Source organism: Flavobacterium marginilacus (assembly GCF_026870155.1).
Lineage (GTDB): Bacteria > Bacteroidota > Bacteroidia > Flavobacteriales > Flavobacteriaceae > Flavobacterium > Flavobacterium marginilacus.
In genome coordinates, this window is record NZ_CP113975.1 from 4,841,492 (window position 1) to 4,867,884 (window position 26,393).

The 26,393-nt window shown below is 35.7% G+C and carries 23 protein-coding genes and 1 tRNA gene; 11 read left to right on the plus strand and 13 right to left on the minus strand.

What is annotated here, in order from left to right; genetic code table 11:
* Positions 1–68: 68 nt before the first annotated feature.
* The 3 genes from OZP07_RS20200 to OZP07_RS20210 form a co-directional block, all read right to left on the minus strand.
* Positions 69–665 carry a hypothetical protein gene (locus OZP07_RS20200; RefSeq protein ID WP_281636514.1) on the minus strand — a complete coding sequence of 199 codons (597 nt, stop codon included), beginning with the start codon at positions 663–665 and terminating at the stop codon, positions 69–71.
* Positions 666–788: 123 nt separating this feature from the next.
* Positions 789–1,118: a DMT family transporter gene (locus tag OZP07_RS20205; protein ID WP_281636515.1), complete on the minus strand. Its 330-nt coding sequence runs from the start codon at positions 1,116–1,118 to the stop codon at positions 789–791.
* 2 nt (positions 1,119–1,120) lie between these two features.
* Positions 1,121–3,391 (minus strand): cation:proton antiporter, encoded by a 2,271-nt coding sequence (locus OZP07_RS20210; RefSeq protein WP_281636516.1) that lies wholly within the window; start codon positions 3,389–3,391, stop codon positions 1,121–1,123.
* Positions 3,392–3,575: 184 nt separating this feature from the next.
* Here OZP07_RS20210 and OZP07_RS20215 point away from each other — a divergent pair, with 184 nt between their 5' ends.
* From OZP07_RS20215 to OZP07_RS20235, 5 genes are all read left to right on the plus strand, one after another.
* A complete protein-coding gene (locus OZP07_RS20215; protein WP_281636517.1) occupies positions 3,576–5,990 on the plus strand; it encodes an efflux RND transporter permease subunit in 2,415 nt (804 codons plus the stop codon).
* Positions 5,991–6,092: 102 nt separating this feature from the next.
* Positions 6,093–6,536 carry a hypothetical protein gene (locus OZP07_RS20220; protein WP_281636518.1) on the plus strand — a complete coding sequence of 148 codons (444 nt, stop codon included), beginning with the start codon at positions 6,093–6,095 and terminating at the stop codon, positions 6,534–6,536.
* A gap of 185 nt (positions 6,537–6,721) precedes the next feature.
* Positions 6,722–8,155, plus strand: coding sequence for an asparagine--tRNA ligase (asnS, locus tag OZP07_RS20225; RefSeq protein ID WP_281636519.1), 1,434 nt, complete (start codon positions 6,722–6,724; stop codon positions 8,153–8,155).
* Between the two features lie 146 nt (positions 8,156–8,301).
* The gene (gene rpoN / locus OZP07_RS20230) at positions 8,302–9,768 is read left to right on the plus strand and encodes an RNA polymerase factor sigma-54 (protein WP_281636520.1); all 1,467 of its coding nucleotides are present in this window, start codon (positions 8,302–8,304) and stop codon (positions 9,766–9,768) included.
* A gap of 45 nt (positions 9,769–9,813) precedes the next feature.
* A complete protein-coding gene (locus OZP07_RS20235) occupies positions 9,814–10,419 on the plus strand; it encodes a hypothetical protein (protein ID WP_194641467.1) in 606 nt (201 codons plus the stop codon).
* Here OZP07_RS20235 and OZP07_RS20240 read toward each other — a convergent pair.
* From OZP07_RS20240 to tnpA, 3 genes are all read right to left on the minus strand, one after another.
* Positions 10,414–11,121 (minus strand): porin family protein, encoded by a 708-nt coding sequence (locus OZP07_RS20240; RefSeq protein ID WP_228520869.1) that lies wholly within the window; start codon positions 11,119–11,121, stop codon positions 10,414–10,416. The genes OZP07_RS20235 and OZP07_RS20240 overlap by 6 nt on opposite strands.
* 209 nt (positions 11,122–11,330) lie before the next feature.
* Positions 11,331–12,134, minus strand: coding sequence for a polysaccharide deacetylase family protein (locus OZP07_RS20245; RefSeq protein WP_281636521.1), 804 nt, complete (start codon positions 12,132–12,134; stop codon positions 11,331–11,333).
* Positions 12,135–12,284: 150 nt separating this feature from the next.
* Entirely contained in the window at positions 12,285–12,740 is a 456-nt protein-coding gene (tnpA, locus tag OZP07_RS20250) for an IS200/IS605 family transposase (RefSeq protein ID WP_194644296.1), read from the minus strand.
* A gap of 72 nt (positions 12,741–12,812) precedes the next feature.
* Here tnpA and OZP07_RS20255 point away from each other — a divergent pair, with 72 nt between their 5' ends.
* On the plus strand, positions 12,813–12,962 hold the full coding sequence (locus OZP07_RS20255; protein ID WP_228520868.1) for a TetR family transcriptional regulator: 150 nt from the start codon (positions 12,813–12,815) through the stop codon (positions 12,960–12,962).
* Between the two features lie 15 nt (positions 12,963–12,977).
* A complete protein-coding gene (locus OZP07_RS20260) occupies positions 12,978–13,187 on the plus strand; it encodes a hypothetical protein (protein ID WP_228520867.1) in 210 nt (69 codons plus the stop codon).
* A gap of 369 nt (positions 13,188–13,556) precedes the next feature.
* On the opposite strand, the gene OZP07_RS20265 is transcribed toward OZP07_RS20260, so the two are convergent.
* The 6 genes from OZP07_RS20265 to OZP07_RS20290 all read right to left on the minus strand — a co-directional run bounded on the left by OZP07_RS20265 (position 13,557) and on the right by OZP07_RS20290 (position 18,185).
* Positions 13,557–13,643: transfer RNA gene (locus OZP07_RS20265), tRNA-Ser, on the minus strand.
* A gap of 58 nt (positions 13,644–13,701) precedes the next feature.
* The gene (locus OZP07_RS20270) at positions 13,702–14,736 is read right to left on the minus strand and encodes an asparaginase (protein WP_281636522.1); all 1,035 of its coding nucleotides are present in this window, start codon (positions 14,734–14,736) and stop codon (positions 13,702–13,704) included.
* The gene (locus OZP07_RS20275) at positions 14,720–15,862 is read right to left on the minus strand and encodes a 1-acyl-sn-glycerol-3-phosphate acyltransferase (RefSeq protein ID WP_281636523.1); all 1,143 of its coding nucleotides are present in this window, start codon (positions 15,860–15,862) and stop codon (positions 14,720–14,722) included. The genes OZP07_RS20270 and OZP07_RS20275 overlap by 17 nt, the downstream gene beginning before the upstream one ends.
* A 64-nt stretch (positions 15,863–15,926) precedes the next feature.
* Positions 15,927–16,706, minus strand: coding sequence for a TatD family hydrolase (locus OZP07_RS20280; RefSeq protein ID WP_281636524.1), 780 nt, complete (start codon positions 16,704–16,706; stop codon positions 15,927–15,929).
* A 166-nt stretch (positions 16,707–16,872) separates the two neighbouring features.
* Positions 16,873–17,598, minus strand: coding sequence for a tetratricopeptide repeat protein (locus OZP07_RS20285; RefSeq protein ID WP_281636525.1), 726 nt, complete (start codon positions 17,596–17,598; stop codon positions 16,873–16,875).
* 2 nt (positions 17,599–17,600) lie between these two features.
* Complete coding sequence (locus tag OZP07_RS20290; protein ID WP_194643264.1) at positions 17,601–18,185, minus strand: RNA polymerase sigma factor; 585 nt, start codon at positions 18,183–18,185, stop codon at positions 17,601–17,603.
* A gap of 639 nt (positions 18,186–18,824) precedes the next feature.
* Between OZP07_RS20290 and OZP07_RS20295 the strand changes: the two genes are divergently transcribed.
* The 4 genes from OZP07_RS20295 to OZP07_RS20310 all read left to right on the plus strand — a co-directional run bounded on the left by OZP07_RS20295 (position 18,825) and on the right by OZP07_RS20310 (position 25,119).
* The gene (locus OZP07_RS20295) at positions 18,825–19,811 is read left to right on the plus strand and encodes a hypothetical protein (protein ID WP_281636526.1); all 987 of its coding nucleotides are present in this window, start codon (positions 18,825–18,827) and stop codon (positions 19,809–19,811) included.
* Between the two features lie 125 nt (positions 19,812–19,936).
* Positions 19,937–21,886 carry a DUF7849 domain-containing protein gene (locus tag OZP07_RS20300; RefSeq protein WP_281636527.1) on the plus strand — a complete coding sequence of 650 codons (1,950 nt, stop codon included), beginning with the start codon at positions 19,937–19,939 and terminating at the stop codon, positions 21,884–21,886.
* Positions 21,887–21,970: 84 nt separating this feature from the next.
* Entirely contained in the window at positions 21,971–24,634 is a 2,664-nt protein-coding gene (locus tag OZP07_RS20305; protein WP_281636528.1) for a CHAT domain-containing protein, read from the plus strand.
* A gap of 47 nt (positions 24,635–24,681) precedes the next feature.
* Positions 24,682–25,119: a retropepsin-like aspartic protease gene (locus tag OZP07_RS20310; protein WP_281636529.1), complete on the plus strand. Its 438-nt coding sequence runs from the start codon at positions 24,682–24,684 to the stop codon at positions 25,117–25,119.
* Here the strand turns inward: OZP07_RS20310 and OZP07_RS20315 are convergent.
* A complete protein-coding gene (locus OZP07_RS20315; RefSeq protein WP_281636530.1) occupies positions 25,082–26,329 on the minus strand; it encodes a TCR/Tet family MFS transporter in 1,248 nt (415 codons plus the stop codon). The two genes, OZP07_RS20310 and OZP07_RS20315, sit on opposite strands and share 38 nt — an antisense overlap.
* Between the last annotated feature and the right edge of the window lie 64 nt (positions 26,330–26,393).

The following is a 26,393-nucleotide window of genomic DNA, read 5'->3' on the forward strand; positions in this document are numbered from 1 at the left end:
CCCAAATACAAAACTATCTTTCCATTAAGTCTATTGCCCAAATCCGTTGTAGCTGTTAGTGGCAGTTTTTATTCTTGAATATTAACTAGCCAATGTATTTTGTTAATTCTCATTAATTCTTCTTTATAGGTAAGTTCATTTAAATATTTATAGCTATAATATTTCAATGGAATTGAATTTGGATAATTTTTAATACCCTCATCGATATACTTTTTTAATTCTGATTTGTCATCAAACAAATTTAAAGTCTCAACTTTATAGACATAAATAATTACAGGGAGTTTATTGTAAATTTCTAAAAACTCCTTTTCTAAATAATCAATAATATCTCTTTGTAATTCAGGTTTTGTTATTTTTTGTTCAGCTGATTTTGTAATAACTTCTTGATAAAACATTAAAGCAGAAAATAAGTACGTATTTTTTGATTTTCTATTATTTTGGTAATTTCTAATTTCTTCTATTGTACTTTTTTTAAACTCAGAAATTTCATTTTGCAAAACTTCATCATACATTTTTTGCGTTAAATTATAACAAGTTAAATCTGTTTTATCAACTTTAGTATTATTTTTAATTTTATCAAAGGTCTCTTCAATTATATTTTTTTTGGTTTGAGAAAAAATTGTTGAAGTCAAAAAAAGTGATATTAGAATTATATACTTACTCATCTGTTACACTGTTTGTTATTATTTACGGTCTGCTTGGTAAAATTGCCACTAACTTTGCGTCTCTGCGCCTTTGCGTGAAATTGACCCGCAAAGACGCAGAGACGCAAAGTATTATTTTTTTATTTAATGTGCCGAAACAAATTTCAACCCAATTATTGAAGATATCAAAGTAAACAAAAAGAAAAGCCTCCAGAAAGTCGCAGGTTCCTTAAACACAAAAATCCCGACCAAAACTGTCCCGACCGCACCAATTCCTGTCCAAACTGCATAAGCCGTACCAATTGGCAACGTTTGCGAAGCTTTGTACAATAAAGTCATACTAATAGAAAGAGCCGCAAAAAAACCAGCCATCCATAAAGTCGAGGTCATGCTGGAAGTTTCTTTGGCTTTGCCTAAACAAGTGGCAAAACCTACTTCGAACAAACCTGCTATGATAAGTAAAATCCAGTTCATAATTACGGTTTTATAATCAATACCGAAGGTACTCCGCTCAACCAAGAACTACGGGAATCTAACAAATCTTTCCAGCTGTCCAAACTTACCACCATTAAATCCTGTTTCTCCAAAAATTCATCCAAAAGAACAGATTCGTTATTTAGACTTACATTATTAGCAAATTTTTGATTTAAAGAACCGATGGCGCTTGCAATAACAAAATTAGATTCCGTGTGACCATTCATGTCCAAAAAAGTAATGGCCGAATTATTATTATAGATTAATTTTTGAGCATAATCAATCAAAAAAGAATCTTCGGGACTGTAAATAGGAATAAAAACCTGATTCACCTCTTTCAAATCCTTATCGATCAAAACTCCCAAAGGCATTTTTACCCTCAAAACGATCTGTCTTGTTCTTTCGTCAAACGGCGAATTCACGAACAGCCCTTCTTTACCAGTAAATTTATCCAACAACCTTTCAGGATTAATTATTCGGGACGTAAATCCAATTACTTTGCCTAATAATGTACCTTCAAACATTGATTTACCTAATCCTACAAGCAATAAATCATAATCTCCCTGATTGGCAATATCAATTATTTCTGTGTCAATATCGGTTGTTGCTTTAAAAATTGGCGTTATTTCCTGTTTTAAAACAAGCGCTTCTTTCATAATAGGATTAAAACTGCTTTTCTCCTTATCCTCAATATTGAAAGTATGCATTTCATCACTCAATGATAAATGCAAGGCAGTAATACTGCAGGTTTCTTTTTGTTTTTTCACCAGACTGTGAGCCAAACGAAGCAGTGATTTTCCTTTTTCATTATTTCCAAAAGAAATCAAGACACGGTATTTATTCTGGTCTACTTCATCTTCATGATCAGTAACATCATTCGTTTTAAAAATAAAATTGATTACATCCAAAGCGGGTCCCGTCATAAAAGTAGTTACCAAAGCCATTATTACCATCATTGTAAAAACTTCGGAAGTAAGTACTCCAAGAGCCAAACCAATATTCAAAACAATCAATTCCATCAAACCTCTCGTATTCATCAAAGCACCAATGACAAGACTGTTTCTCCAGCTTTGTCCAACAAATTTGGCTGCCAAAGCGCTTCCAAAAAATTTACCAGCAACCGCTACCAAAATGATAAAACCGGTAACTTTCCATAAATACGGTTCGTTTATTAATCCAATTTCTGTACGCAGTCCGGTGAATACAAAAAATAAAGGAAGCAGTAATATAACAGATACGTCTTCAACTTTTGCAATAAACACCGTTCTGAATTTTGGAACATCAGGCATAATCGCCCCCATCATGAAAGCACCAAATAAGGCATGAATTCCAATTAATTCGGTTGCATAGGAAGAAATAATCAACAGCAGAAAGAAAATCGCAACAACAGGTTTACTCAAACTGTCTTTGGAACCATACAAATCCCCAATTCTTTTCAAGAAAGGTTTTACTAAAAAAATCATCACAAGCACATAAATCCCCGCCAGCGAAATAATGTACATGGAACTTTCAAAAGTTCCTGCTTTTACAATAGCAATTACAACTGCCAGTAAACACCAGGCCGTAATATCATCAGCGGCGGCGCAGGTGATTGCAATTGCTCCTAATTTAGTTTTATGCATTCCTCTTTCCTGAACAATTCGTGCCAAAACAGGAAACGCTGTAATACTCATGGCAATTCCCATAAATAAACTGAAAGAAAGGAATTTAACTCCCTCCGGAGCAAAACGGTTATAAACAAAATAAGCCAGTCCGATTCCTAATGCAAACGGAATAACGATACTCGCATGACTAATGACAACGGCTTCTTTTGCCCTGTTTTTCAAAACCTTGACATCAAGCTCCATGCCAATGACAAACATAAAAAGTATCAGTCCGATCTGGCTCAAAAATTTTAAATTTTCTAAGGAATCGGCGGGAAAAAGAGCATGGAAAAATTCAGGAAAATACAAACCCAATAAGGATGGTCCAAGTGCAATCCCGGCAATAATTTCTCCTATTACGGACGGCTGTCCAATTTTTTTGAAAAACCATCCAAAAAAACGCGCCACAAGGATAATCATGATAATTTGTGCCAATAAAATAGCCAAAGGATCCTGTATGTTGTGAAGCATTGAAACCAGAAAATCATTCCATGAATCATTGTTTTCTAATGGGCGTATTATCGTTTCTTTGCCTTCCAGCAGTTTCCCCTGCTTTATAATCCAATAGATTAATGCGCTGAAACCGCCTGTAACTCCAAAATAAAACAATGTATTCCTGTACTTTTTCATAGCTGTTTTCAATAATTTTTCATGTACGTCTGAAAAAAATCAAATATATAGAAATTACAAGCGATAACACTGCTTTGGCACAAAATAAAAATAAAAAATTAACAATTAAATTAACAAAAAGCATTCTTGAAAAACACAGGGAATATAGCTGTTTTAACTAACTTTGGCGATTTAATAAATTGACATGATCAAATGGTTTAGTTTAGGATTTTGGGAGTTAATCGCCAGAGTCGTACTTCGAAATAGAATTTTAATGTTGTCCATAGTTGTTTTGGCAACAGTTTTACTGGCAATGCAGTGGAAAAACATCCATTTTACGCATACCGAAGCCAATATGTTACCCGATGACAATATTGTTAACGTAGAATACAATGCCTTTTTGGACAAATTTGGCGAAGAAGGAAATCTGGTCATTATTGGCGTAAAAGACAAAACATTTTTCACTCCAAAGGCTTATTCTGCTTGGGTAAAGTTGATGAACAGTCTAAAAGGAGACAAAGCAGTAGATTTAGTTATTTCGATAAATGACTTAAAGACATTGCAAAAAAACGAAGCACTTCAAAAATTTGAATTGGTCCCTTTTGTCGATGCAGGCAAAACCACTGACCAGGTTTATCTCGAAAAAATAAAGAAAGAACTTTTTAATGATCTGCCTTTTTACGAAGGACTGCTTTTCAATAAAAGATCAGGAACGATCCGCTCTGCCATTTATCTGGACAAAAAAATCGTAAATACTCCTGCCAGAAAAGATTTCATCACCGACAGATTAGTTCCGGCCGTAGATGCATTCGAAAAAGAAACCAAAATCGATCTTCGTGTTTCGGGAATGCCTTACATCCGAACGATGAATTCACAGACTATTATCAGCGAAATAAGTCTTTTCATCGGAGCTTCATTATTAGTAACATCATTGCTTTTCTTTTTCTTTTTCAGAAGTTTCAGAGCGACACTAATTTCGATAGTTATTGTGATTATTGGCGTAATGTGGTCTTTTGGCTTCCTCGGATTATTAAATTATGAAATTACTGTTTTAACCGCATTAGTTCCTTCCCTGATTATTGTAATCGGGATTCCAAACTGCATTTTCCTGACCAATAAATACCATCAGGAATACAAAATTCATAGAAATAAGGCCAAAGCACTACAGCGTGTTACGACCAAGGTCGGCATGGCAACTCTTATGACGAACGTAACTACGGCGATAGGTTTTTTTACCTTTATTACCTCAAATAACAAACTGCTTATTGAGTTTGGAAACGTAACTTCCATCAACATTTTGGCGTTGTTCTTTTTGTGTATTATCGTAATTCCAATTTTTCACAGCTACATTCCGGCACCCAAAGACCGTCACATTGAGCACTTGGACAGAGGTTATGTAAAATGGTTTATGGACTGGATTTTACGAAATGTAAAAGAAAGCCGTTTCTCGATTTATGTCGTGGCCGTTTCCCTTTTGGTATTCAGTATTATCGGAATTTACAAAATGCGTATTTCGGGCAGTATTATTGAAGACATGCCTAAAAAAGCTCCCTTTTTCCAAGATATTCTTTTCTTCGAAAAAGAGTTTGACGGCGTAATGCCATTGGAAATCATGATTGATACCAAACACAAAAAAGGAGTCATGAAACTTTCTACGCTTAAGCGAATGGACGAGCTGGAAACAGCAATTGATGAGATTCCCGAATTATCAAAACCTATTTCGGTTGTCAATCTGGTCAAATATTCCAAGCAGGCTTATTACAACGGAAATCCGAATTATTACGAATTACCAACTTCACAGGAGCAGGCTTTTATTTTGTCGTATGCCAAAAATTCGACCAAAAATGCAAAAGGCGACCTGATGAAAAGCTACGTAGATAAAACAGGCCAATTTGCCCGCATCACGACTTTCATGCGTGATGAAAACGGAGGCGTAATGCCAATTGTTGAAGCTGAAATCCGCAAAAAAGCCGATAAAATTTTCCCCCCGGACAGATACCATGTAACTATTACAGGTAAAGCATTGGTTTTCCAAAAAGGGACAGGCTACCTGCTGGACAACCTGCTTTCTTCTTTGGTTTTCGCCTTTTTCCTGACCGCACTTTTAATTGGATTTATGTTCCGTTCTTTTAAAATGATTTTGGTTTCTATCATTCCAAATTTACTGCCGTTACTGTTAACCGCTGGAATTATGGGCTTTTTTGACATTCCGCTGAAACCTTCTACGATATTGGTTTTCGGAATTGCATTTGGACTTTCAGTAGATGACACCGTCCGGTTCTTGGCGCAATACCGAGAAGAATTAAAGAAAAACGACTGGAAAATCCGCAAATCGGTTTATGCAACTTTCAACGATGCCGGTTTAAGCATGTTCTATACTTCGATTGTATTGTTCTTTGGGTTTTCGGTATTCATGCTGTCCAGTTTTGGAGGAACCATTGCCCTTGGCGGATTGGTTTCACTGACATTATTGTTCGGAATGCTGTCGAATTTGATGTTACTGCCAGCCTTGGTTTTAACCCTAAATAGAACTTTGGCAAACGAACAGGAATTTATAGAGCCTAAACTCGAAATATTGGAATTTACAGATGAAGAGATTGAAAATTTTGAGAAAAAATAAAGCTAGTCTTTTCCAGATACTAATCCAGTCTCAACAAAGGCTGGATTTTTTATTATATTTGATTTTAAACAATTAAATATCATTTCCATAAAAATAAAATTTATGATTACTAAAAAAATTAAGATTCATTATTGCTTTTGGATTGTTTCACTAATAACTTTGATAATTGGTCTATCTGATATGAACGGTACTTTGGACATAAATATTCATGATACCTATTTCGTAATTCCACATTTTTTTGGCGCAATAATTCTAAGCATTGTATATTTCATTTATGGATTTGGTTATTGGCTGGTACAGGAGATATTCAAAAAAAGACTTGTAAAAATCTTGACTTTGCTGCATTCTGTTTTTTTAATAGGCAGTTTTCTCGCTTATTGGACAGTGATTTATTACTCTCGATTATTTACAGTAAACGATTTTCCAGTATTTGACAACTATCAGACCATTAATATCACATTGGTAATCTGTACCATTTTATGCATGATTGCTTTGCCAATTTATATAATAAATCTAAGCATAGGTATCTTTAGAAAATCTGTTTAATTCAATTTTTCCTTACTAACATTAATGTCGCTACTACCTGGAAATTGCTTCAAAAAAAAGCATTCCCAACTTCCGAATACAACGCCGGCAACATGACAATTTCAAACAAATCAACTATATTTGCAACAGAATTATAACAATAATTTCTTTGATTCAACTTCAGAAATTTAAAATCTAAAATTAAAATGAGACACACAAAAGTTAAAGACTTATTAAACAGCACAACGACTTTACAGGAAATTAATGCTAAAGGCTGGGTTAGAACTTTTAGGAATAATCAGTTTATTGCCTTGAATGACGGTTCAACGATTAATAATATACAATGTGTTGTCGATTTTGAAAATACTCCCGATGAAACTTTAAAGAGAATTACAACCGGCGCAGCGGTTTCGGTAACAGGAACTTTGGCCGAAAGTAAAGGCGCAGGCCAGAAATATGAAATTCAGGTTACTAAACTTGAAATCCTTGGAGACTCGGATGCGGAGAAATTCCCTATGCAGCCAAAGAAACATTCATTGGAATTCCTCCGTGAGAATGCGCACTTACGCGTACGTACGAATGCCTTTGGCGCAATTATGCGTGTGCGTTCGGTTTTATCGTATGCGGTGCACAGTTATTTTCAGCAAAAAGGATTTGTGTATGTGAACACTCCAATCATCACGGGAGCAGATGCAGAAGGTGCAGGCGAAATGTTTCAGGTGACTTCACTGCCTTTGGATAATCTGCCTAAAAATGAAGAAGGAAATATCGACTACAAAAAAGATTTCTTCGGAAAACATACCAACCTAACGGTTTCAGGACAATTGGAAGGGGAAACTTTTGCAATGGCTTTGGGACAGATTTATACTTTCGGACCAACATTCAGAGCTGAAAATTCGAACACTTCACGTCACTTGGCCGAGTTTTGGATGATCGAACCGGAAGTTGCTTTTAATGATTTGAATGACAATATGGATCTTGCCGAAGATTTTATCCGATATGTAATTAAATATGTTATCGAAAAATGTACTGATGATTTGAAATTCTTGGAAGGCCGTTTATTGGAAGAAGAAAAATCAAAACCTCAGGCCGAAAGAAGCGAAATGGCTTTGCTCGAAAAACTGAATTTTGTACTGGAAAACAACTTCAAACGCGTTTCTTATACTGAAGCGATTGACATTCTTAGAGATTCGACTCCAAACAAAAAGAAAAAATTCCAATACATCATCAACGAATGGGGCGCTGATTTACAATCGGAGCATGAACGTTATCTTGTGGAAAAACACTTTAAATCGCCGGTAATCCTGTTTGATTATCCTGCCAATATCAAAGCTTTCTACATGCGTTTGAACGAAGACGGAAAAACAGTACGTGCGATGGATATCCTTTTCCCTGGAATTGGCGAAATCGTGGGCGGTTCTCAGAGAGAGGAGCGTTTTGATGTTTTGGCAGAAAAAATGAAAGCCTTAGGAATTGACGAAGAAGAATTATGGTGGTACCTCGATACCCGCAGATTCGGATCAGCAGTTCATTCCGGTTTTGGACTTGGATTTGAAAGGCTGGTGCTATTTGTAACCGGAATGACAAACATTCGTGACGTAATTGCGTTCCCAAGAACACCTCAGAATGCAGAATTCTAAAAAGTTTATTGCTGTTTGAATGGTTTAAAATTGTTTAAAGTTTTTTAAATTTGTTTAACGGTAGCTTTAAATGTTTAAATAATCTTAAACTTTTAAACACTTAAACAATATTAAACCTTTAACTTTTAAGCCTTCAAACCCTCAATATGCTAAAGCAATTTTTAAATTTAAAAATATCTCAGAAATTATCTCCGCAGCAAATCCAGCTGATGAAGTTAATTCAGCTGCCAACGCAGGCATTTGAACAGCGGCTGCTGGAGGAAATGAATGAGAATCCTGCTCTGGAGTCTGGGAAAGAAGAGGACGACTATGAAAAAGATGAGTTCGATACTGAAGAATACGATGATTATGAAGATTCCGAAGCGGACAGAATAGATTCGGAAGACATCAACATAGACGAATACTTAAACAGCGACGACACTCCCGACTATAAAACACAAACCAACAATTACAGTGATGATGATGAAACCAAAGAAACGCCATTTGCAGCAGCTATAAGTTTTCATCAGGACCTCATCAATCAGCTAAATACTTTTATCCTTAACGATGAAGAGCGCGATATCGCCGAATTTTTGGTCGGAAGCATTGACGACACAGGATATATCCGAAGAAGCATTCCCGATCTGGTAGATGACATGGCATTTACACAGGGAATTTACACCACTGAAAAACAAGTGGAAACAATTCTGAATATCATTCACGAACTGGAGCCTACCGGCGTTGGCGCACGTGATCTGCAGGAATGTTTACTGCTGCAGCTCAAACACAAAACACCTACAGAATCTGTTGATCTCGCTACTGCTATAATCGACCAGCATTTTGATGCTTTTGTGAGAAAGCATTATGACAAACTGGTTCAAAAACTAAACATTTCTAACGAACAGCTTAGAAATGCCATTCACGAAATTGAAAGACTGAATCCAAAACCTGGAGGATCTTTTTCGGGAAATACTAAAATCACCGAAAACATAGTACCCGATTTTGCTATCCGAATCGTTGACGGCGAACTGGAACTTACTTTAAATGGCCGAAATGCCCCTTCCCTGCATATTTCCAAAGATTATCAGGAAATGATGCAGACGTATAAAGAGTCGAAAGATAAATCAGGTTCCCAAAAAGATGCCGTACAGTTTATCAAACAAAAACTAGACTCGGCAAAATGGTTTATAGATGCTATAAAACAGCGTCAGGATACTTTGTTTGTAACGATGAATGCCATAATGCATTATCAGAAAGATTATTTATTGGATGGAGACGAAATACGTTTGAAACCAATGATTCTAAAAGATATCGCCGATATGATCGGACTCGACATATCGACCGTTTCGAGGGTTGCTAACAGTAAATATGTTGAAACTCCTTATGGTACCAAGCTGATAAAAGAATTCTTCTCCGAAGCCATGAAAAATGATCAGGGCGAAGATGTATCAACACTCGAAATCAAAAAGATTTTACAGAACACTATCGAAGACGAAGACAAAAAGAATCCGCTTCCAGATGATCTTTTGGCCGAAATACTTAAGGAAAAAGGATATCCGATTGCACGAAGAACCATAGCCAAATATCGTGAACAGCTGGAAATTCCAGTCGCCCGGATGAGGAAAAAGCTGTAAATATATCACTGCGAAAACTAACTTCTTGAAATCTGCTTTTTAAAATTGAAAAAGATACTTCCCATATTTTCTTATATATTTCATCCGCTTTTTACACCGATACAAGCCTGTATTTTCTATTTTTTATTTCACGATGGCGATTACAGCATCAAGCAGATTACTTCTGTTTTTTGGCAGATTTCCATTGTTACTATTATGATCCCGATGGCTTTGTACTATTTACTGCGTTTTACAGGTAAAGCAGACAGCATCATGATTGCCGATCTGGAACAGCGCAAAATACCGTTAATATTTCAGAGTTTTTTAATCATTCTGTTACTGCGGAAAAGCATCACGCTGGAATATTACCCAGAATTACATTTTTTTTTCATAGGCGCATTATTCAGCACCTTATTTGCACTTGGTTTATTATATCTAAAATTCAAAACCAGTCTGCATATGCTCGCCATTTCAGCCTTAACTGTTTTCGTTTTTGGATTGAACATTCACCTGCAGATGGGATGCATATATCTTGTCCCTTTTTTACTGCTGATGAATGGATTTGTGGCTTCATCACGTTTGGTAATGCAGGCGCATGTGCCTAACGAGTTAATTATTGGAGTACTTGTAGGCAGTATTCCTCAAATACTATTTCTTTTTTTGTGGCTATAAAATATAGAAGACAACACCAAGACTCAAAGCATTCATGGTAAGAGGTGCTGAATCAATTTTTGCTGTGGATTTAAAAAAGGAATTCAGCCCGTAATATATCTGCAGATTAAAAGCACTGTATCCCATTGAAAGATAAACGCCATAAAGCAGCTCTTCAAAATCTTTATTGCCCTTTACAACAATCTTCTCATTACCATCATCATAAACAGATTTATCATACAATAAATAACTGACTTTAAAACCGCTGTATATTCTAAAAAAGCTAAAAGACTCAGGAGTAGAATTACGCCATCTCAATTCAATTGGCAGTTCTACCCTCAGCTGTTCAAATCTGTTTTTGTCATGATTAATACTGGAAGGAATTATACTATAAACTGGATTATCATGTGTCCCTGCAATAGACATATTTTGAATATAGTTATTAAATGACAAACCAATTCCAGGAGCAACTGCAAATGTTCTTTTTTTATTCAATGGAAAGTCTCTGAGGAATCCAGCACTAAAACCAAATGATATTTTTTCTTGAGAGAGTCCTTCCGGTTTTTTAACAATTGAATTATAATTAAGCCCAGCGTAAAACTGATCTTCTCTGTAAAGACTGTCAATCTTTACATTCAAAGTATCAATTGAAAATGCCTGTTCTTGGGAAAAACCCTTGAAAATTGACAAGAAAAGAAAACAGCCAAGAATTAATCGCATCATTATTTTGTGATTTAAATTGAGGAGTATCGCATTTAAAATTTACCAAAATCCATTTCTCGCCCATTGATGTTACAAATATAAGATTTTGTCATAAACTACACTCCTATGATAAGCCAGCAAATTCTCTTCATTTTCCTTTTTTTATTTTCGAAAGAAAAACATTCACAGAATCATCCGTATATAAAACTTCAAAAAACAGATAATTCAATTTACAGCTTAGCAAGCTCATTTACAGTATAAAATTTAAGTCCTTTATTTTTTGCGTATTTACATAATTCCTCTAAAGCAGAAAGCGGTGTTTCAAGTTTTTCATCGGCATCCGGAACTGTTTTATGACCATAAAAAATCACTATTTTATTATGTGCTTTAGCGTAATCCATCAGGCTTTTAAAGTACGGAATATTATACTGCTTATAATCATCATCAATACCGAGGCCGTAGATAACTTTACTGCCTTCGTAATAACAATATTGCGATTCTGGCGGAATCTGCTCATAGGTTGTTCCTCTTATTATACTGAAATGTTTTAGCAGTTCATTGTTAAGTTCTGCATCATGAGCTCCTGCACCGTCAGGGTAAGCAAAAGTCTGTATATTAAAACCATCTTTTGCCATAGCAGATTTCAATGACAGAATATCTTCTTTAATATATTTTTTAACTCCAAATGCCTTAGAAAACTTCAGTGCATTAAGATGGTTATAGCCATGTCCTGCAATTTCATGCCCCATGTCTTTTAAATAATGCAGCTTTGCTTTCTGTTCTGCGGTCAGACAGCCGTACCAGCAAACAAAAAATGTAGCTTTCCATTCATATGGATGCAGCAGTTTATCAGCAACATACCAATCTTCTATATAATCATCATCAAACGTAAAAGCCACACCGGGCTGATAGGGTTTTTTCTGAGATTTTGCATCGGCTGTTATTTCCTCGGGATACATTTTAACTGCCAATACTGCTGTTGCAACAGCCACAAATAGTATTGGCAATATGCTTTTTGCTGATAAATACTTCATTATGAAAAAATTTTACAATTGAATATTGAATCTCAGCTAATTTATAAAGAAAGTTTTATTTTTTTTTAGCCGTATTTTTATTTTTTAAACATCATTTTTTATCCTAGGCATGAAATGAATTACCCCGAGGCAGAGCCTCGAGGTATCGCATTACTCAAAAGACAACCGTAGCTGATTTTTGTTAAACGATTTGTAAACAGTCTTTTCTTCTCCTTGATTTTGAATGTATTTCTGAATCACATTCTCATTACCATACTGACCAACCGTATTTACATAATATCCACTCGTCCAAAAATTACCTCCCCATAACTTACTTTTAACTTCTGGATGTAAACGAAAGAGCTCTTTTGCTGTAATACTTTTTACTGTCCTGACAATAATTTCAACAGAAATCTTTGGCACGCTTTGTATCAAAAAATGTACATGATTTTCATCTGCTCCTATCTCAACAAAATGAATTTCATATCGTTCCGAAATATTTCTACAAACTTCTACCAAACTCAGTTCTACATCCTCCGATAAAACATTTCTTCGATATTTTATCGGACAAACCAAATGATAAAGCAACAAGCTTTTATTATGCCGTTTGAAAATATGTTCACTCATCAAACAAATATACTAATCTTTGCGCATCACCCCGAGGCAGAGCCTCGAGGAATTCTTTTGATTAAATATAAAATGGAAGTAAGTAATGAACAAAAAATCAAAGAAGCAGCCAAAACAGTTTTTTATAAAAGAGGGGTTACTGCAACAAGAACGCGGGATATAGCTGAAGAAGCAGGACTGAATCTTGCTCTGCTTAATTATTATTTCAGAAGCAAGGCCTAACTTTTTGAAATCATCATGACTGAAACTTACTCAGTATTTATTGGCGGTATGAAAATGATATTGAATGATGAAAAAACTTCGCTGGAACAAAAAGTGCAGATAATTGCAGAGCGAAACATTAATTTTATCATTAAAGAGCCTGAAATACCAACATTTATACTCACCGAAATTCGCAATAATCCCCGATGGTCTTTTAAAAAAAACTGCCAATCAAAGAGATTGTAAATGACTTTTTCACCAGTATTGACAGTATGCCGGATTGGGCAAGAACAATGTCCAAATTCACGCCCGTAACACATTTTATAAAAGTAGTCCGTCTGATTGTTTTGAAAGGAAGTGGGGGCGAATTATTTTATCTACTAAATTTCGCTGTTGTACTGAATGGATAGGCAATTTATAATTACAAAAAGACAAGTTAAAATCCATAAAAATAACCAAATCCAACTGGAATAAGCAAAGTAACTGTATCAATCTGTACTAGACTCATGACTTGTGGCTGCGAAATTTAGAATATATTTTAGATAAAACAATACCTTTTTTGTCCAAAACAAAAACCCCGTAAACACAATGTTTACGGGGTTTTTAATTCTTTAGCAGAGAGGAAGGGATTCGAACCCTCGATACAGTTACCCATATACTAGCTTTCCAGGCTAGCTCCTTCAACCACTCGGACACCTCTCTTTATTTCGGAGTGCAAATAACACTAAAAAAAATGACTTTCGAAAATAAAAACTCAATATTATTGCATTTCTCCTCTCAAAGAAGTTTCAAAAACATTTTTGAAGTCTTCCTGTGGTGTATTCTGCCCCAATAAATACATTAATTTGGTAATCGCAGCTTCGGTAGTAATGTCTTTTCCTGAAATAATTCCAAGATTTTTCATTGTTGTACTGGTTTCATAATGTCCCATACTCACACTTCCGATAGCACATTGAGTAACATTAACAATATGCAAACCCCTTGAAATGCCATCTTGTAAAAATTTCAAAAACCACTCTTCTGTCGGAGCATTTCCCGCTCCATAAGTTTCAAGAACAACTCCTTTTAATCCTTCAACATTTAAAATCGCTGTCAATACCTTTTCATTTATCCCAGGAAACATTTTGATTATCGCTGTATTGCTGTCTAAATGGGTATGCACTTTCAAAGAAGCTTCTTCATTGGCAGGCAACAACAGCTCTGAATTTATTGTTAAGTGAACGCCGGACTCTACTAAAAAAGGATAATTCGGAGAAATAAACGCTCTGAAATGTTCTGCATTTATCTTCGTTGTTCTGTTGCCTCGGTATAATTTATATTCAAAATAAAGACAGACTTCCTTAATTAACGGTCTGCCGTTTTCCTGAAGGGAAGCAATCTGAATCGCCGTAATTAAATTTTCTTTGGCATCGGTGCGCAGATCTCCAATTGGCAGCTGCGATCCTGTAAATATGATAGGTTTAGAAAGATTTTCGAACATAAAACTCAATGCCGAAGCAGAATACGACATGGTATCTGAACCATGAAGCACTACAAAACCATCAAATTTCTCGTAATTATTCTCAATAGTCCGAGCCATTTCTGCCCAATGTTCGGGATTCATATTCGATGAATCTATTGGATTTTCAAAAGAAAAAGCATCTATCTCACAATCCAGCAACTGCAGTTCGGGAATACTATCAAGGAGCTTACTGAAATTAAAAGCTTTGAGAGCTCCTGTTTCAAAATCTTTTCTCATACCGATAGTCCCGCCGGTATAGATTAAAAGAATTTTTGGTCTAGAGTGTAAGTGCATCAACATATTTTAATTTATTGACCACTGGATTCGCATACATATCCAGAAAGCCTTGTTTAGCAATCGGGTGTTCATGGTCAATGCGCAATTCTAAACGTCTCTCAAAAAGCATTTTTTCATTTTCGGTGTATAAATGTGCGAATTGATTCGAATTGTTTAAGATATCATAAGCAATAAAATTGGTAGTCCACAACTTATAATTGCTCAGAACGGAGTCATCAATTATTTGTGCCAATGCCTGTACCTGCTTATTTGAAGTATCTACATTCTTGATAATATCATCAATTTCAGTATCGAGAACATCGCCTAAATGTATGTGTATTCTTTTCTTCTGCCCAATAATACCGCTCAGCAGAGTCTTAAAATCTTCATTTTTTTCTTTGATATAAATCTCATTATTAGCTTCGGCCAGCAATTGCGGCATTTTCAAAGCATCAGTAGGATCGTATTCATAGGAAATAGAAACAGGCACGATTTTAATCTTCTTAAAATAATCCATTATATTAGGCTCATCAGATCCCATTGCAATCATTTTCAGCACTCCGGGATTTGTTTCATCATTACCGTCTTTGGTTCTTCCTTCGCGCTGTGCAATCCAAACCGAACGATTTTCGTGAAGCAGTAACTGCGCCATATATTCAGAAAGTAATTTGGAACTAATTAATAATTCTCTTGGCGATAATCCCCGCTGCACCAAAAAGTTTCTATTTAATTTCGATAATGATTTCAAAAATGATTTTTTGACCAAATTGTCACCAATAGCTGATGAAGTCATATCCAAACCATATTCAAACAAAGAAGCATTCAGTAATGTTGTATCTAAGACAATATCTCTATGATTGGAAATAAAAAGATATGCAGTATTTTTTTCTAACTTTTCAAAACCGGAAGTGGTTAAGCCCTCAGAGCTTTTCTCCAAAACCTGCTGCACACCATGATAAATAAAATTGCATTGAAAATCACGAATAGAATGCGTTTTGCGAAGCTGTTCTTTCCAAATTTCGTCATCTTGTCCCGGAAAACAAAAGTTCATTAAAGCCTTCATCATCGGATGATCAATAACTTTTATGATTGCTTCATTTACTTCTGAATCATAAAAAGACCTAATCGCATCAAATTTATTCATTTTTGTATTCTATTTATATTGGACAAAAGAACAAAAAAAATATTAAAGTTAGAGAAAATCAACATTAAATACTGAATACTTTAAAAGAATTATCAGTTGTTGTAGCTGCTATTTCATTTGCCGAAAGGCCATAAATCTGAGCCAGTTTATCAGCAACATTCACTAAATAACTGCTCTCATTACGTTTTCCTCTGTAAGGAATCGGCGCCAAATAAGGTGAATCTGTCTCCAAAACAATATGCTGTAAATCAATTTGATGCAGAAACTGGTCAATCTTCCCGTTTTTGAAAGTAACCACACCGCCAATTCCTAATTTCATGTTATACGATATGGCCTGCAGTGCCTGCTCATAAGTCCCGGTAAAACAATGAAAAATGCCGAATAATTCGGGTGATTTTTCTTCTTCCAATATTTCAAAAATTTCATCAAATGCTTCGCGGCAATGAATTACAATGGGAAGTTTATACTGTTTAGCCAGCTGAATCTGTCTTCTGAAAGCGATTTGCTGTTCCGCCAGATGAGTTTTATCCCAATACAGATCAATACCAATTTCGCCGATAGCAATGAATTTTCTTTTAGCCAATTCATCTTCGACATGCTGCAGTTCTTCCAGATAATTATCCTTTACATAGGTCGGATGCAGTCCCATCATCAGGAATACATTATCAGGATAATCGCGCTCCAAATCATACATGCTCTGGGTGCAGGAAGAATCAATTGCTGGCACAAAAAAACGGGTAACACCATTATTAACAGCGCGCTGCATCATTTCGCTTCGGTCCAGATCAAATTCTTCTGAATATAAATGGGTATGAGTATCGGTAAATATTGCTTTTGTTTCCAAGTGTACATTTTAATGCTGCAAAATTACTCGAAAAATAGTGCTTTACCAAAAAAGGAGCTGCACAAAGACTTTCCAGCAAAGATTTACGAAGAAAAAAAAGATTCGCGAAGATTTTAATCTTGGCGAATCTCTCTAAAACTCTTTGCTAAACAACTGCTGCTAAACCCTAATCCAGCTCCTCCAGCAAAGCGTCAACCTGATCATTGCCTTCATAATCCTCTGGAATAGTAAGCAGTAGTTCTTGACAGGATTTATAGTCTTTTTGTTTTAACTTACTCAAAGCCAAACTCCAGACTGCTTTGCTTTTATAAATAGAATTACCCGATTTCAGTGCGTTAAAAACAGCTTCTGCCTCAGGCAGTCTATTCTCCTCAAGTAAAGAAACACCATAAAAATACTGAATCTCAACATTTTTATCGGTTTTCAAAATAGTTTCAAAAAGCGGAATTGCTTTTTTATACTGCTTAGCATTGAATGCATCCTGAGCCAATCTCAAATTATCATTTGCCTCTCCCCTCTCTGTAAAAAAAGCAGTTTCCGGCTGATTATAATCATCAAAAACAGGATCCGATTTTTGATTCAAAATGAAAACACCCAGCAAAACTGCAACCGAAGCTGCAACAGCATACTGCCACGGCTTAAACTTTATCTTTTTAGATTTATGCTTTTTATGATGGGTTTTTGAGATCTTTTTCAGATTCTCTTTGAAAGCTTCACGCTCATTGACCTGGCCAAACTTATTTTCCAAATGAAGATGCAGTTCTTTATAGGTTTCAAAAGCCATTGCGAGTTCCGGTTCCTGTTTCAATTGCTCTTCAAAAGCCAATTTATCGGCACCGCTCATTTCACCTTGAAGGTATTCGTCAAATTCCAAAAAGTGTTCTTCGTTCATGGCTAGGTATTTTTTATAGATTTAAAACGATTGTTTTCCTGAATGAGCTGTGTCAGCTGGCCAATGCAGAGCGATTTCTTTTTGCGGACATAACCATACGTAACAGCCAGTTTTTCAGCTACCAGTTCCATAGACGGGAGCTCAAAACTAAGCTTTATCAGTTCTTGGCATTTCTCCCCCAGTTTTTGAAACATCGCGTCATATAACTGCTGTTTCTCATCAAAATGCTCGGTCTGCAAAACCATCTCATCAGCAGCATCATGTATAGATGGCTGCTCGTCCTTAATTGTTACCCCTTTATTGGAATGTTTTTTCAGTTCGTTGAGCCATTTCCGTTTGCACAGCAAAAAAAAGTAGGCATCAAAGGGACAGGTTAATTGCAATTGCTGTGCTTTGGCCTGATTAAAAAGTAAAATCAACACTTCCTGAACCACATCCTGCGCCTTATCAGCATCACCCGAATTGTTTTTTATATAGTGAACCACCTTTGGCACAAACTTTTTATAAATAGCATGAATAACCTCCGAATCATTATTCGCAAGTCCTTCAATATATATTTGGTCGGAATGAACAGTTGCAGCAGCCATAAAAAAACTTTTCCCCGAAAATACTAAAAAAAGAAACAAAACCTGCTTTATTCCACTATATATCAAGACCAATAATCATTTGGGCGTAATTAAATTAAAACATTTTTGATTGTAGATTAACGATTCTTGAATTCAGATTTTTACGATGATAAATAAAAAAGATACTGTTTTTCAAGCACTCCCACATCTGAAATCAAAAATCGTTAATCAGAAATCTTAAATCAAATCATGATTTAATTCTCAGCTTAATAACATTGGCTCTATCTCTTATGCATACCGCAGAACCATTGATTTACTGCTAAAAAATAAAATTTTCAGAAAACAGGGGTAACAATTATAAAACCAAATGGATATAACAGTATAAATCGATAATTAAAACTTTTAAAAACTTTTAGATTATGGAAAACATTAAAAAAATAGGAGCCAGTTTCTTCAGTAAACTTTGGGCATTAATTACACGGTAAAAATCCAATTCTATCCCCCTCTCCTCTGGAGAAGGCTGGGGTGAGAAAAAAAATCAAAAACAAGGGTAACAATATCAGACCTTAATTGATATAAAGCAAAAGAAACTATAATTAACAACCAGAATCACAACAAACTCTTGACTATTTCAAGACAGATTCAAAAAAATTAGAAATCATGAACAGAAATTTAAAATCAATCGCATTTTTATTTTTAACAGCAATCGTAATGACAAGCTGTACAAACGAGGACACTCCAAATACTGAGATCCCAAACATTCCGGCAACAGCTGCCGAATTCAAAGCAGTCCGTACCGAAGCATTGGCAAAACTAAAACAAACTTTTACGATAACAGAATCTACCGGAACAGTAACCCTTACATCTGCCAGCGGCGTAAAACTCATGATCGTCAGAGACAATCTTAGAAAAAACGGATTAGCTTTTACCGGTCCTGTCAGCATCGAATATGTAGAAATATTTGACAAAGGGCACATGCTTACAGCAAACAAACCAACAATGGGATTAACAACAGACGGAAAGAAAAATTTATTAATCTCCGGCGGTGAATTTTACATCAAAGCCACGAATGACGGAGTTGCCTTGGAAACCATAGGAACAATGTCTCTTATTGTCCCGACAAGCTTAACAGACGGGTTAAAAACAGGAATGCTGCTTTGGGTAGGTAATCAGGATGACCCAGAAAACTTAGTCTGGAGAAATATTGCAGATCCTGGAACTGCAGGAGGAAAAGGCGGTGTACAGGGAGAAGGGAACAATTATTATGTTACTTTTGGAAACTTTGGCTGGACAAACGTAGATAAATTCTACAGCGATCCAAGACCAAAAACAACTATTCTTGCTGATGCTCCTGACGGTTATGACAATACTAACAGTGCTATTTATTTATCTTACGATGGCGAAGGCAAAAACGCACTTGCAAAACTGGACACTTACACCACTGCAGGATTATTCAGCGAACATTACGGACAAATTCCAATTGGCTTAGCCTGTCACATCATTTTTGCTACCGAAGAAAATGGACAATGGCGCTATGCAGTTAAAGCTGTTACTATATCGGCAAATGCTGTTTATACTTTTACTCTGGCTGAAACTACCGTAGGCACCGAAGCTCAATTAGTAGCTGCAGTCAATGCTATTCAATAAGTTACAGATTCAAATTAATAAGAAAAGTGGTGATTTGCTCACCGCTTTTTTTTACTTTTAAAAATTATTTGAATTATATTTCAAAATACGCAAAAAGCTATACAGACCGACCAAAATAACCAAATATGAACAAATCGCTATTCGTTTTTTTTCTAATTGCATCTTTCACTATGTGCGCTCAGACAAAAGTAAAAGACACCATTACCCGAAGAGCTGTTATTGGATACGATCAAAAAGGAAATTTAGTTAGTTTCAAACCCGAAACACCGCCATTGATTCCTATTGCCGGTGCTCCAAAACCCAGTTATTCCTACTTATGGGAAATGGGCGACGGTCATTACAGTAAAGAAGCCGAACCCAAACATGTCTATAAAAACAAAGGAACTTATACCGCCAGACTTACTGTAACCAATAATTATGACAACGGAAAACCGCCTGCTACACGCCCAAAAAAAGTCGTGGTAAATGACATTGAAGACAGCAGTTACAAAGACATTGCTTCTATTGCACCACAAAATGGATTAGCAATTCAAAAAAACTGTGATCCTATTCCGGATCAGGAAATGCAGGTCATTGTGAGTTACGAAAACCTCGAAAACTATGTAACCAACGGAAAGCTCTATCTTTTTTTCAACGAAAAACAATTCAAAAACAATAATTTCGATTTACAGGAAGTGCGTCCTTATGCAGGTGAAAGAATTATAAAAGAAAACAACATCACTGCAGCAGATGATATTGATAATTCGAACCGCTATTTAGTATCCAGCGAAACTTTGGCTTTCGCCAAAAAATATAGAGAAACTACTAATGAAACCGACTTGGATTCAACATTATTAGCAGCCAAAAACAGCTATAAAGATGCTGTCGTTTTAGAAATAGACGAACACAATCCCGGCGAGACCAGAAATGTTTTTTATACTTTCAAAACCACTCCCGAAATGATCAAAGATACCAGTGCCACCATTACTATGCGCTCAATTTATGTTCCCAACCGAAGCTTTAAAAACCATAAAATAAAAAATCTGGAAATGGAAATTGTCACTTCACACGACCCTAACAAAATGGGATCCAACGGCAGTTTCATGAATTATAGATTTGTACGTTACAAAAGAGTAAAATTCAAAACCAGTTTTCAAAATAACGGTGAAGGTCCGGCAAGAAAAATACAGCTCGAAACCGATATTCCGGATATGTTTGACAAAAGCACCCTAAAAATCGAAAGCATGTATCCCGAATGTCCTATCTGCCCAAAAGGCGAAGCTCCAGCAATAAGCTGTCTGGATACCATTGTGAGAAGCACTCAGATTTTTTTTGTATTTAGAAACATTTATCTGCCGGGAAGTAATCAAAAAAATGTAAAAGAAATTGACAGCACCAAAGGATTTGTAAAATATTCCATGAAGTTCAACGAGGATTTTCACAAGATAAAAACCAAAAGCAGGACAGCTATCATTTTTGACAAAAACGAACCAATTATAACCAATTATACCACAACCCGATTTACTCCGGGAATATCCATTGGAGCCAAAGCCGGATACAATATTTACACTAATTTGGAAAATCCAAAAAGTTATTTTGTGGGTGCGACAGTTTCTCCATTCAAATCATACCGTTATTATCTTCAGGCCGAATTTCTAAACAGCATCACTTCTTATGACGGGGCTACGACAGTCAGCCAAAAAATAAATCAGGATACAGGAACTGTGCAGTTAAACCGCATTACATCTTCAGTTGAAAACAAAAACATTAATTGGGAAATACCAATATTGTTTCGGTATAATATTTCTACCTATTTTGGCGTTGGGGCAGGATTTCAAGTCAACATGAATGTTTCTGAGAAGCAGACTCAAAACATAAAAACCGACATCTACGAAGGAACAACGGATAAACTGTTATTACGTACTGTTTATTCAACCGAAACAGCGAGTGATTCATTTACTGATTTAAAATCGGGAGTCTTATTCGATTTCACTGCTGGTTTTGCGCGAATCGGCCCCAGTTTAGGAGCCCGCTATGTTCTCAATTTCGATAATAATTTCAATTATTGTCAGCTGTATGCGATTTGGAAATTTTAATTTTTTACCCAGCCCAAAGGAACAGGATACTTAATTCCTGTTTTTTGTTTTAATTAGTCTGCGAAAACGAACAGAGAAACCAGCATGACAAATAAAATTATTTTCTTTTGCCTCTTTACATCCCTAATGGCATTTGGGCAAAAAAATCACAGTCTGGAAGATCAAACTTATGAAGCTATCGACTATTTTACCGCCAATCCAACTCCGGAAGGAATTGAAAAACTAAGTACTGTCGAAATCAATTTTTGGAAAAATCAAAACAAAAAATCAAAAGACGCACTACTTTCAATCGTAATCCTAGACTGCAGCAAAGCCTATTTCGAAAACAAATTCGGTAAAACAAACGAGGCCATCGCCAGCTATGAAAAAGCCTGGACAACATACCAAAATTACAAACTCTCGGATTATGATATTGTAGAATACTGCCTGAAACCGCTGGGAAATCTCTACACTATCATCGGCGACTACGACAATGCCGAAAACACCATCAAACAGTATTATTTTTTGGCCAATGCAAAAAAAAATGAAAACAATAAAATAGCTGCCATTCTCAATTTATCAAATGTTTATCAAAATTCGGGGAGAAATTACCTTGCCATTGATTTACTGGAAAAAACCATTAGAACTGAAAAATTATCCAATATTCAAAAAGGGACTTTACTCAATAATCTAGGAAATAGTTATGTGCTGAGTTATAAAGACCCAAATCCAGCTTTCCCAATCCGAAATGATTTTTTCCAAAATCTTGAAAAACATTATTTGGAAGCAATTAAATTATTAAAAAACGAGAAAGACCAATCGGAAACTTTAGCCAATTGCTACCGTAATTTATCAGCCCTAAATGCGCAGTGGCAAAACTTTGAATTGGCAAATGCATATTTTATAAAAGCCAGAGTCGAATTCGAAAAATCGCCCAATAGCAGCCCCCGAAAAAAAGCTCAATTCTATTTTGACGAAGCCAATATTCTTTTCAAACTTGGAAAACCAAACGAATCAAGCTCAGTCATTACAAGTATTTTCAAAATATTGATTCCTGATTATTTGGGTAAAAAAAGTATTCTCCCAAAGAAAAATTCACTTTATGCCGAGTCTATTTTATTGGATGCTTTGGACTTACAAGCTGAAATTTTCAAGATTGAAAACCAACCCAAAAAAGCATTGGAAAGTTACGAACTTGCTTTCCATATAGAAGAACTGTTTCAATCACTTTTAGTTTATGAAAACTCAAAAATCATTAACCAAATCAGGAATCGAAATCGCACAGAAAAATGTATTGCCATTTACAAATCGCTTTTTGAAAAAGAGCACAAAACAATTTATCTCGAAAAGGCTTTTCAACTTTCGGAATATACAAAATCAGCAATTTTACAACGAGGAATCAGCAATTCAAAAACGCAGTCAATCGCTGAAAAACAGCTTTCCGAACAGCTTCAAAATCAAAACAGCATCATTTTAAAAGAGCAGCAAAAAGAAGATCTAGCCGATATTGTCAAAATCAACGAAGCCATCAAAAAACAAAACGAGCTGATGCTTTTATTAAAGCAAAGCCAAACAAAAAAAGAAGACAAAGCTGTTCAGGATATCAATTTAGATAATTTGTATGCTAAATTAGAAAAGAATAATGCCGTGATGGCTGAATATTTTTCAGGAGCCGAAAACATGTATTTATTTACCATAGCTGACAAAAAGATTTATCTCAGCTCATTCAGCAATGATGCTCATACATCAGTAAAAATAAAGCAATTCATAGACTTTTTTAATGATCCGAAGAATATTGTAAATAACCCGAAGAATTATAATCACTATGCAAATGCTGCTTATCAATTATTAAAATTACCCAAGAATTCGGCATCCAAAAATCTTATCATTATTCCCGATGGAATTTTAAATTTCCTGCCTTTTGAAGCCTTGATTACACAAGAATCTTCAACAGCCAATTTTGCACAAATGCATTATCTTTTGAACGATTACAACATTGGTTACGAAAATTCGGCGGGATTTTATTTGTCTTTTAACAAAAGAAAAAAACAGCGGGAAGAGACTGTTTTGGGAATTTTTCCAGTTTTCGAAAATACTCCTTATACTTTAAGCTATTCAAAAGACGAAATGCAGTCAATACAAAAGAATTTTAAAGGGAAATACTTTAAAAATGCAGCTGCCTCTTTCGAAAATTTCAAAAGAAACGCCGCTGATTATAGCATTATTCACTTATCCACCCACGCGGCATCAGGAGATATCGAAACGCCGGCAAGTATTAAATTTTACGATCAGGAAATCCTGTATTCCGAACTGTATCATTTGAATATCAATCCTGATTTGGTTGTTTTGAGTGCCTGCGAAACAGGTATTGGAAAACTTTTTAAATCCGAAGGTGCGATGAGTGTCGCTAGAGGATTTCAATTTGCGGGAGCGCAAAACCTTCTATTTTCTTTATGGAAAGTCAATGATTACACCACCTCGATTTTCATGGATTCCTTTTACCAAAACATCAAAAACGGACAATCTTACATTGAGGCTAATGCCAATACCAAACGGGACTTTCTAAAAAACAAAAATATATCAAATGCGAAAAAATCACCGTATTATTGGGCCGCTTTTGTGTATTATGGAAATATCAAAAATAAACATGAATGTAACTATCTGTTGTTTGGGCTAGTGCTTTGCGCAGTACTAGTCGGAGGGGTTTTGTTGTTTAAATTTATTACTAAACGAATTAAAAAAGAAAAACTGAAATTCAAAAACCAATAATCCCCTAACAAATCCTATTTTTACTTTACCGAAAAGCCATTTGCAAAATGAAAAACTTACACGAAAAACTCAAAAAGGCAGACTATAAAAAAGTCAAGTTTAAAGTAACCAAAACCCAACACCTTTTAATCAAGGCAGAAATTAATGGCGTAAAGGGAAATTTCATACTCGACACGGGCGCTTCCAACAGCTGTGTGGGATTTGAAAGCATTGAATATTTTGCTTTGGAAGCCAAAAATTCCAAAACCAAAGCTTCGGGTGCCGGAGCTACGGGCATGCTAACGCAAATGGCTTCGGGCAACAAACTCAAATTAGCCAAATGGAAAACTGGCAAACTGGATCTCGTGATTTTTGATTTATCACATGTTAACGAAGCTTTGAGCCAATATAAAGTCAAACCCGTTCACGGCATTATTGGTGCCGATGTCCTGCTGAAAGGCAAAGGAATTATTGATTACTATAATCATTGTTTGTATTTGAAATAACATATTTTTTCAATGAAAAATACGAAACAATACCGCTGATTATCATCAATACAGCACCTAGAATAAATGGCATTCCTGCAAATTCAAATGGTGAACCCTTATGCGTAAAATAATAAAAAATACTTGACATTACCGGTGGACCAATAATGGTTGCTGCACTCATTAAACTTGCTATTGTTCCCTGAATTTCACCTTGCTCTGTTGGCAAAACATGATTTGTAACTATAGCCCTCAATGATGGCCCAGCAATTCCGGCAAGACAATACGGAATCAAAAAGAGAAACATCATCCAGCTTTCTGAAGCAAAAGCGAACAATAACATTCCGATCGTGTACAATGTCATTCCGATATAAATACTTTTTTCGTTTCCTAATTTTCTGCTAGTCCAACGTATAAGCCCACCCTGAACCAGACTTACTAAAACACCGACAACACCTAACGAAATTCCAACCATTTTTTCGTCCCAGCCAAATTTGTACATTGTGAAATAACTCCAGTTACTTTCGACTGCATGCGATGCAACAAAAATTAAAAACAAAGCAATCAATAATCCGTAAAGAGAAGGGTATTTTTTAAGGTTTAAAAACGCTCCGATTGGGTTAGCTCTTTTCAAATTCACTGGTCTTCTATTTTCTTTTGCTAATGATTCGGGCAAAATAAAATAACCATACAGGAAATTCATTAAACACAGAATTGCGGCTGCATAAAATGGAATCCGAGATCCGTAATGTCCCAATACACCTCCCAAAACGGGCCCAATTATAAATCCAAGACCAAAAGCTACACCAATCATACCGAAGTTTTTGGCTCTATTGTCTGGCGTGCTCACATCGGCTATATACGCCGAAGCGGTAGAAATACTTGCTCCGGTCAATCCAGCAATTATTCTTCCAACAAACAGCCATGTAATCGTTGGCGCAAATGCCAGCAGAATATAATCCAGCGAAAAAGCAAAAAGCGAAATTAGAATTATAGGTCTCCGCCCAAATTTATCACTCAGATTACCTATTAAAGGCGCAAACATAAATTGAGTAATCGCATAGGCAAATGTAAGCCAGCCGCCGTATTTTGCCGCTTCGCTTACATCGCCATGTATTAATTCTTTAATCAGTTTTGGAATAACTGGAATAATGATTCCCCAGCCTGTAATATCGATTAACATTGTGATGAAGATAAAGCCAACAGCGGCTTGTTTTTTGTTTGATGCCATAAATGTGTCTTAATTGGTATAGCAAATAAACAAAAAAACCGTCTCGCTTTTTTAGGAAAATGAG

Bases quoted from the DNA above. Each gene is read 5' to 3' on its own strand.
- OZP07_RS20295 (WP_281636526.1), top strand. From the start codon at position 18,825: ATGAACAGAAATTTAAAATCAATCGCATTTTTATTTTTAACAGCAATC.
- OZP07_RS20220 (WP_281636518.1), top strand. From the start codon at position 6,093: ATGATTACTAAAAAAATTAAGATTCATTATTGCTTTTGGATTGTTTCA.
- OZP07_RS20275 (WP_281636523.1), bottom strand. From the start codon at position 15,862: ATGAATAAATTTGATGCGATTAGGTCTTTTTATGATTCAGAAGTAAAT.
- rpoN (WP_281636520.1), top strand. From the start codon at position 8,302: ATGCTAAAGCAATTTTTAAATTTAAAAATATCTCAGAAATTATCTCCG.
- OZP07_RS20245 (WP_281636521.1), bottom strand. From the start codon at position 12,134: ATGAAGTATTTATCAGCAAAAAGCATATTGCCAATACTATTTGTGGCT.
- OZP07_RS20210 (WP_281636516.1), bottom strand. From the start codon at position 3,391: ATGAAAAAGTACAGGAATACATTGTTTTATTTTGGAGTTACAGGCGGT.
- OZP07_RS20285 (WP_281636525.1), bottom strand. From the start codon at position 17,598: ATGAACGAAGAACACTTTTTGGAATTTGACGAATACCTTCAAGGTGAA.
- OZP07_RS20310 (WP_281636529.1), top strand. From the start codon at position 24,682: ATGAAAAACTTACACGAAAAACTCAAAAAGGCAGACTATAAAAAAGTC.
- OZP07_RS20240 (WP_228520869.1), bottom strand. From the start codon at position 11,121: ATGATGCGATTAATTCTTGGCTGTTTTCTTTTCTTGTCAATTTTCAAG.
- OZP07_RS20315 (WP_281636530.1), bottom strand. From the start codon at position 26,329: ATGGCATCAAACAAAAAACAAGCCGCTGTTGGCTTTATCTTCATCACA.
- OZP07_RS20215 (WP_281636517.1), top strand. From the start codon at position 3,576: ATGATCAAATGGTTTAGTTTAGGATTTTGGGAGTTAATCGCCAGAGTC.
- OZP07_RS20260 (WP_228520867.1), top strand. From the start codon at position 12,978: ATGACTGAAACTTACTCAGTATTTATTGGCGGTATGAAAATGATATTG.
- OZP07_RS20255 (WP_228520868.1), top strand. From the start codon at position 12,813: ATGGAAGTAAGTAATGAACAAAAAATCAAAGAAGCAGCCAAAACAGTT.
- OZP07_RS20305 (WP_281636528.1), top strand. From the start codon at position 21,971: ATGACAAATAAAATTATTTTCTTTTGCCTCTTTACATCCCTAATGGCA.
- OZP07_RS20290 (WP_194643264.1), bottom strand. From the start codon at position 18,185: ATGGCTGCTGCAACTGTTCATTCCGACCAAATATATATTGAAGGACTT.
- tnpA (WP_194644296.1), bottom strand. From the start codon at position 12,740: ATGAGTGAACATATTTTCAAACGGCATAATAAAAGCTTGTTGCTTTAT.
- asnS (WP_281636519.1), top strand. From the start codon at position 6,722: ATGAGACACACAAAAGTTAAAGACTTATTAAACAGCACAACGACTTTA.
- OZP07_RS20200 (WP_281636514.1), bottom strand. From the start codon at position 665: ATGAGTAAGTATATAATTCTAATATCACTTTTTTTGACTTCAACAATT.
- OZP07_RS20270 (WP_281636522.1), bottom strand. From the start codon at position 14,736: ATGCACTTACACTCTAGACCAAAAATTCTTTTAATCTATACCGGCGGG.
- OZP07_RS20300 (WP_281636527.1), top strand. From the start codon at position 19,937: ATGAACAAATCGCTATTCGTTTTTTTTCTAATTGCATCTTTCACTATG.
- OZP07_RS20205 (WP_281636515.1), bottom strand. From the start codon at position 1,118: ATGAACTGGATTTTACTTATCATAGCAGGTTTGTTCGAAGTAGGTTTT.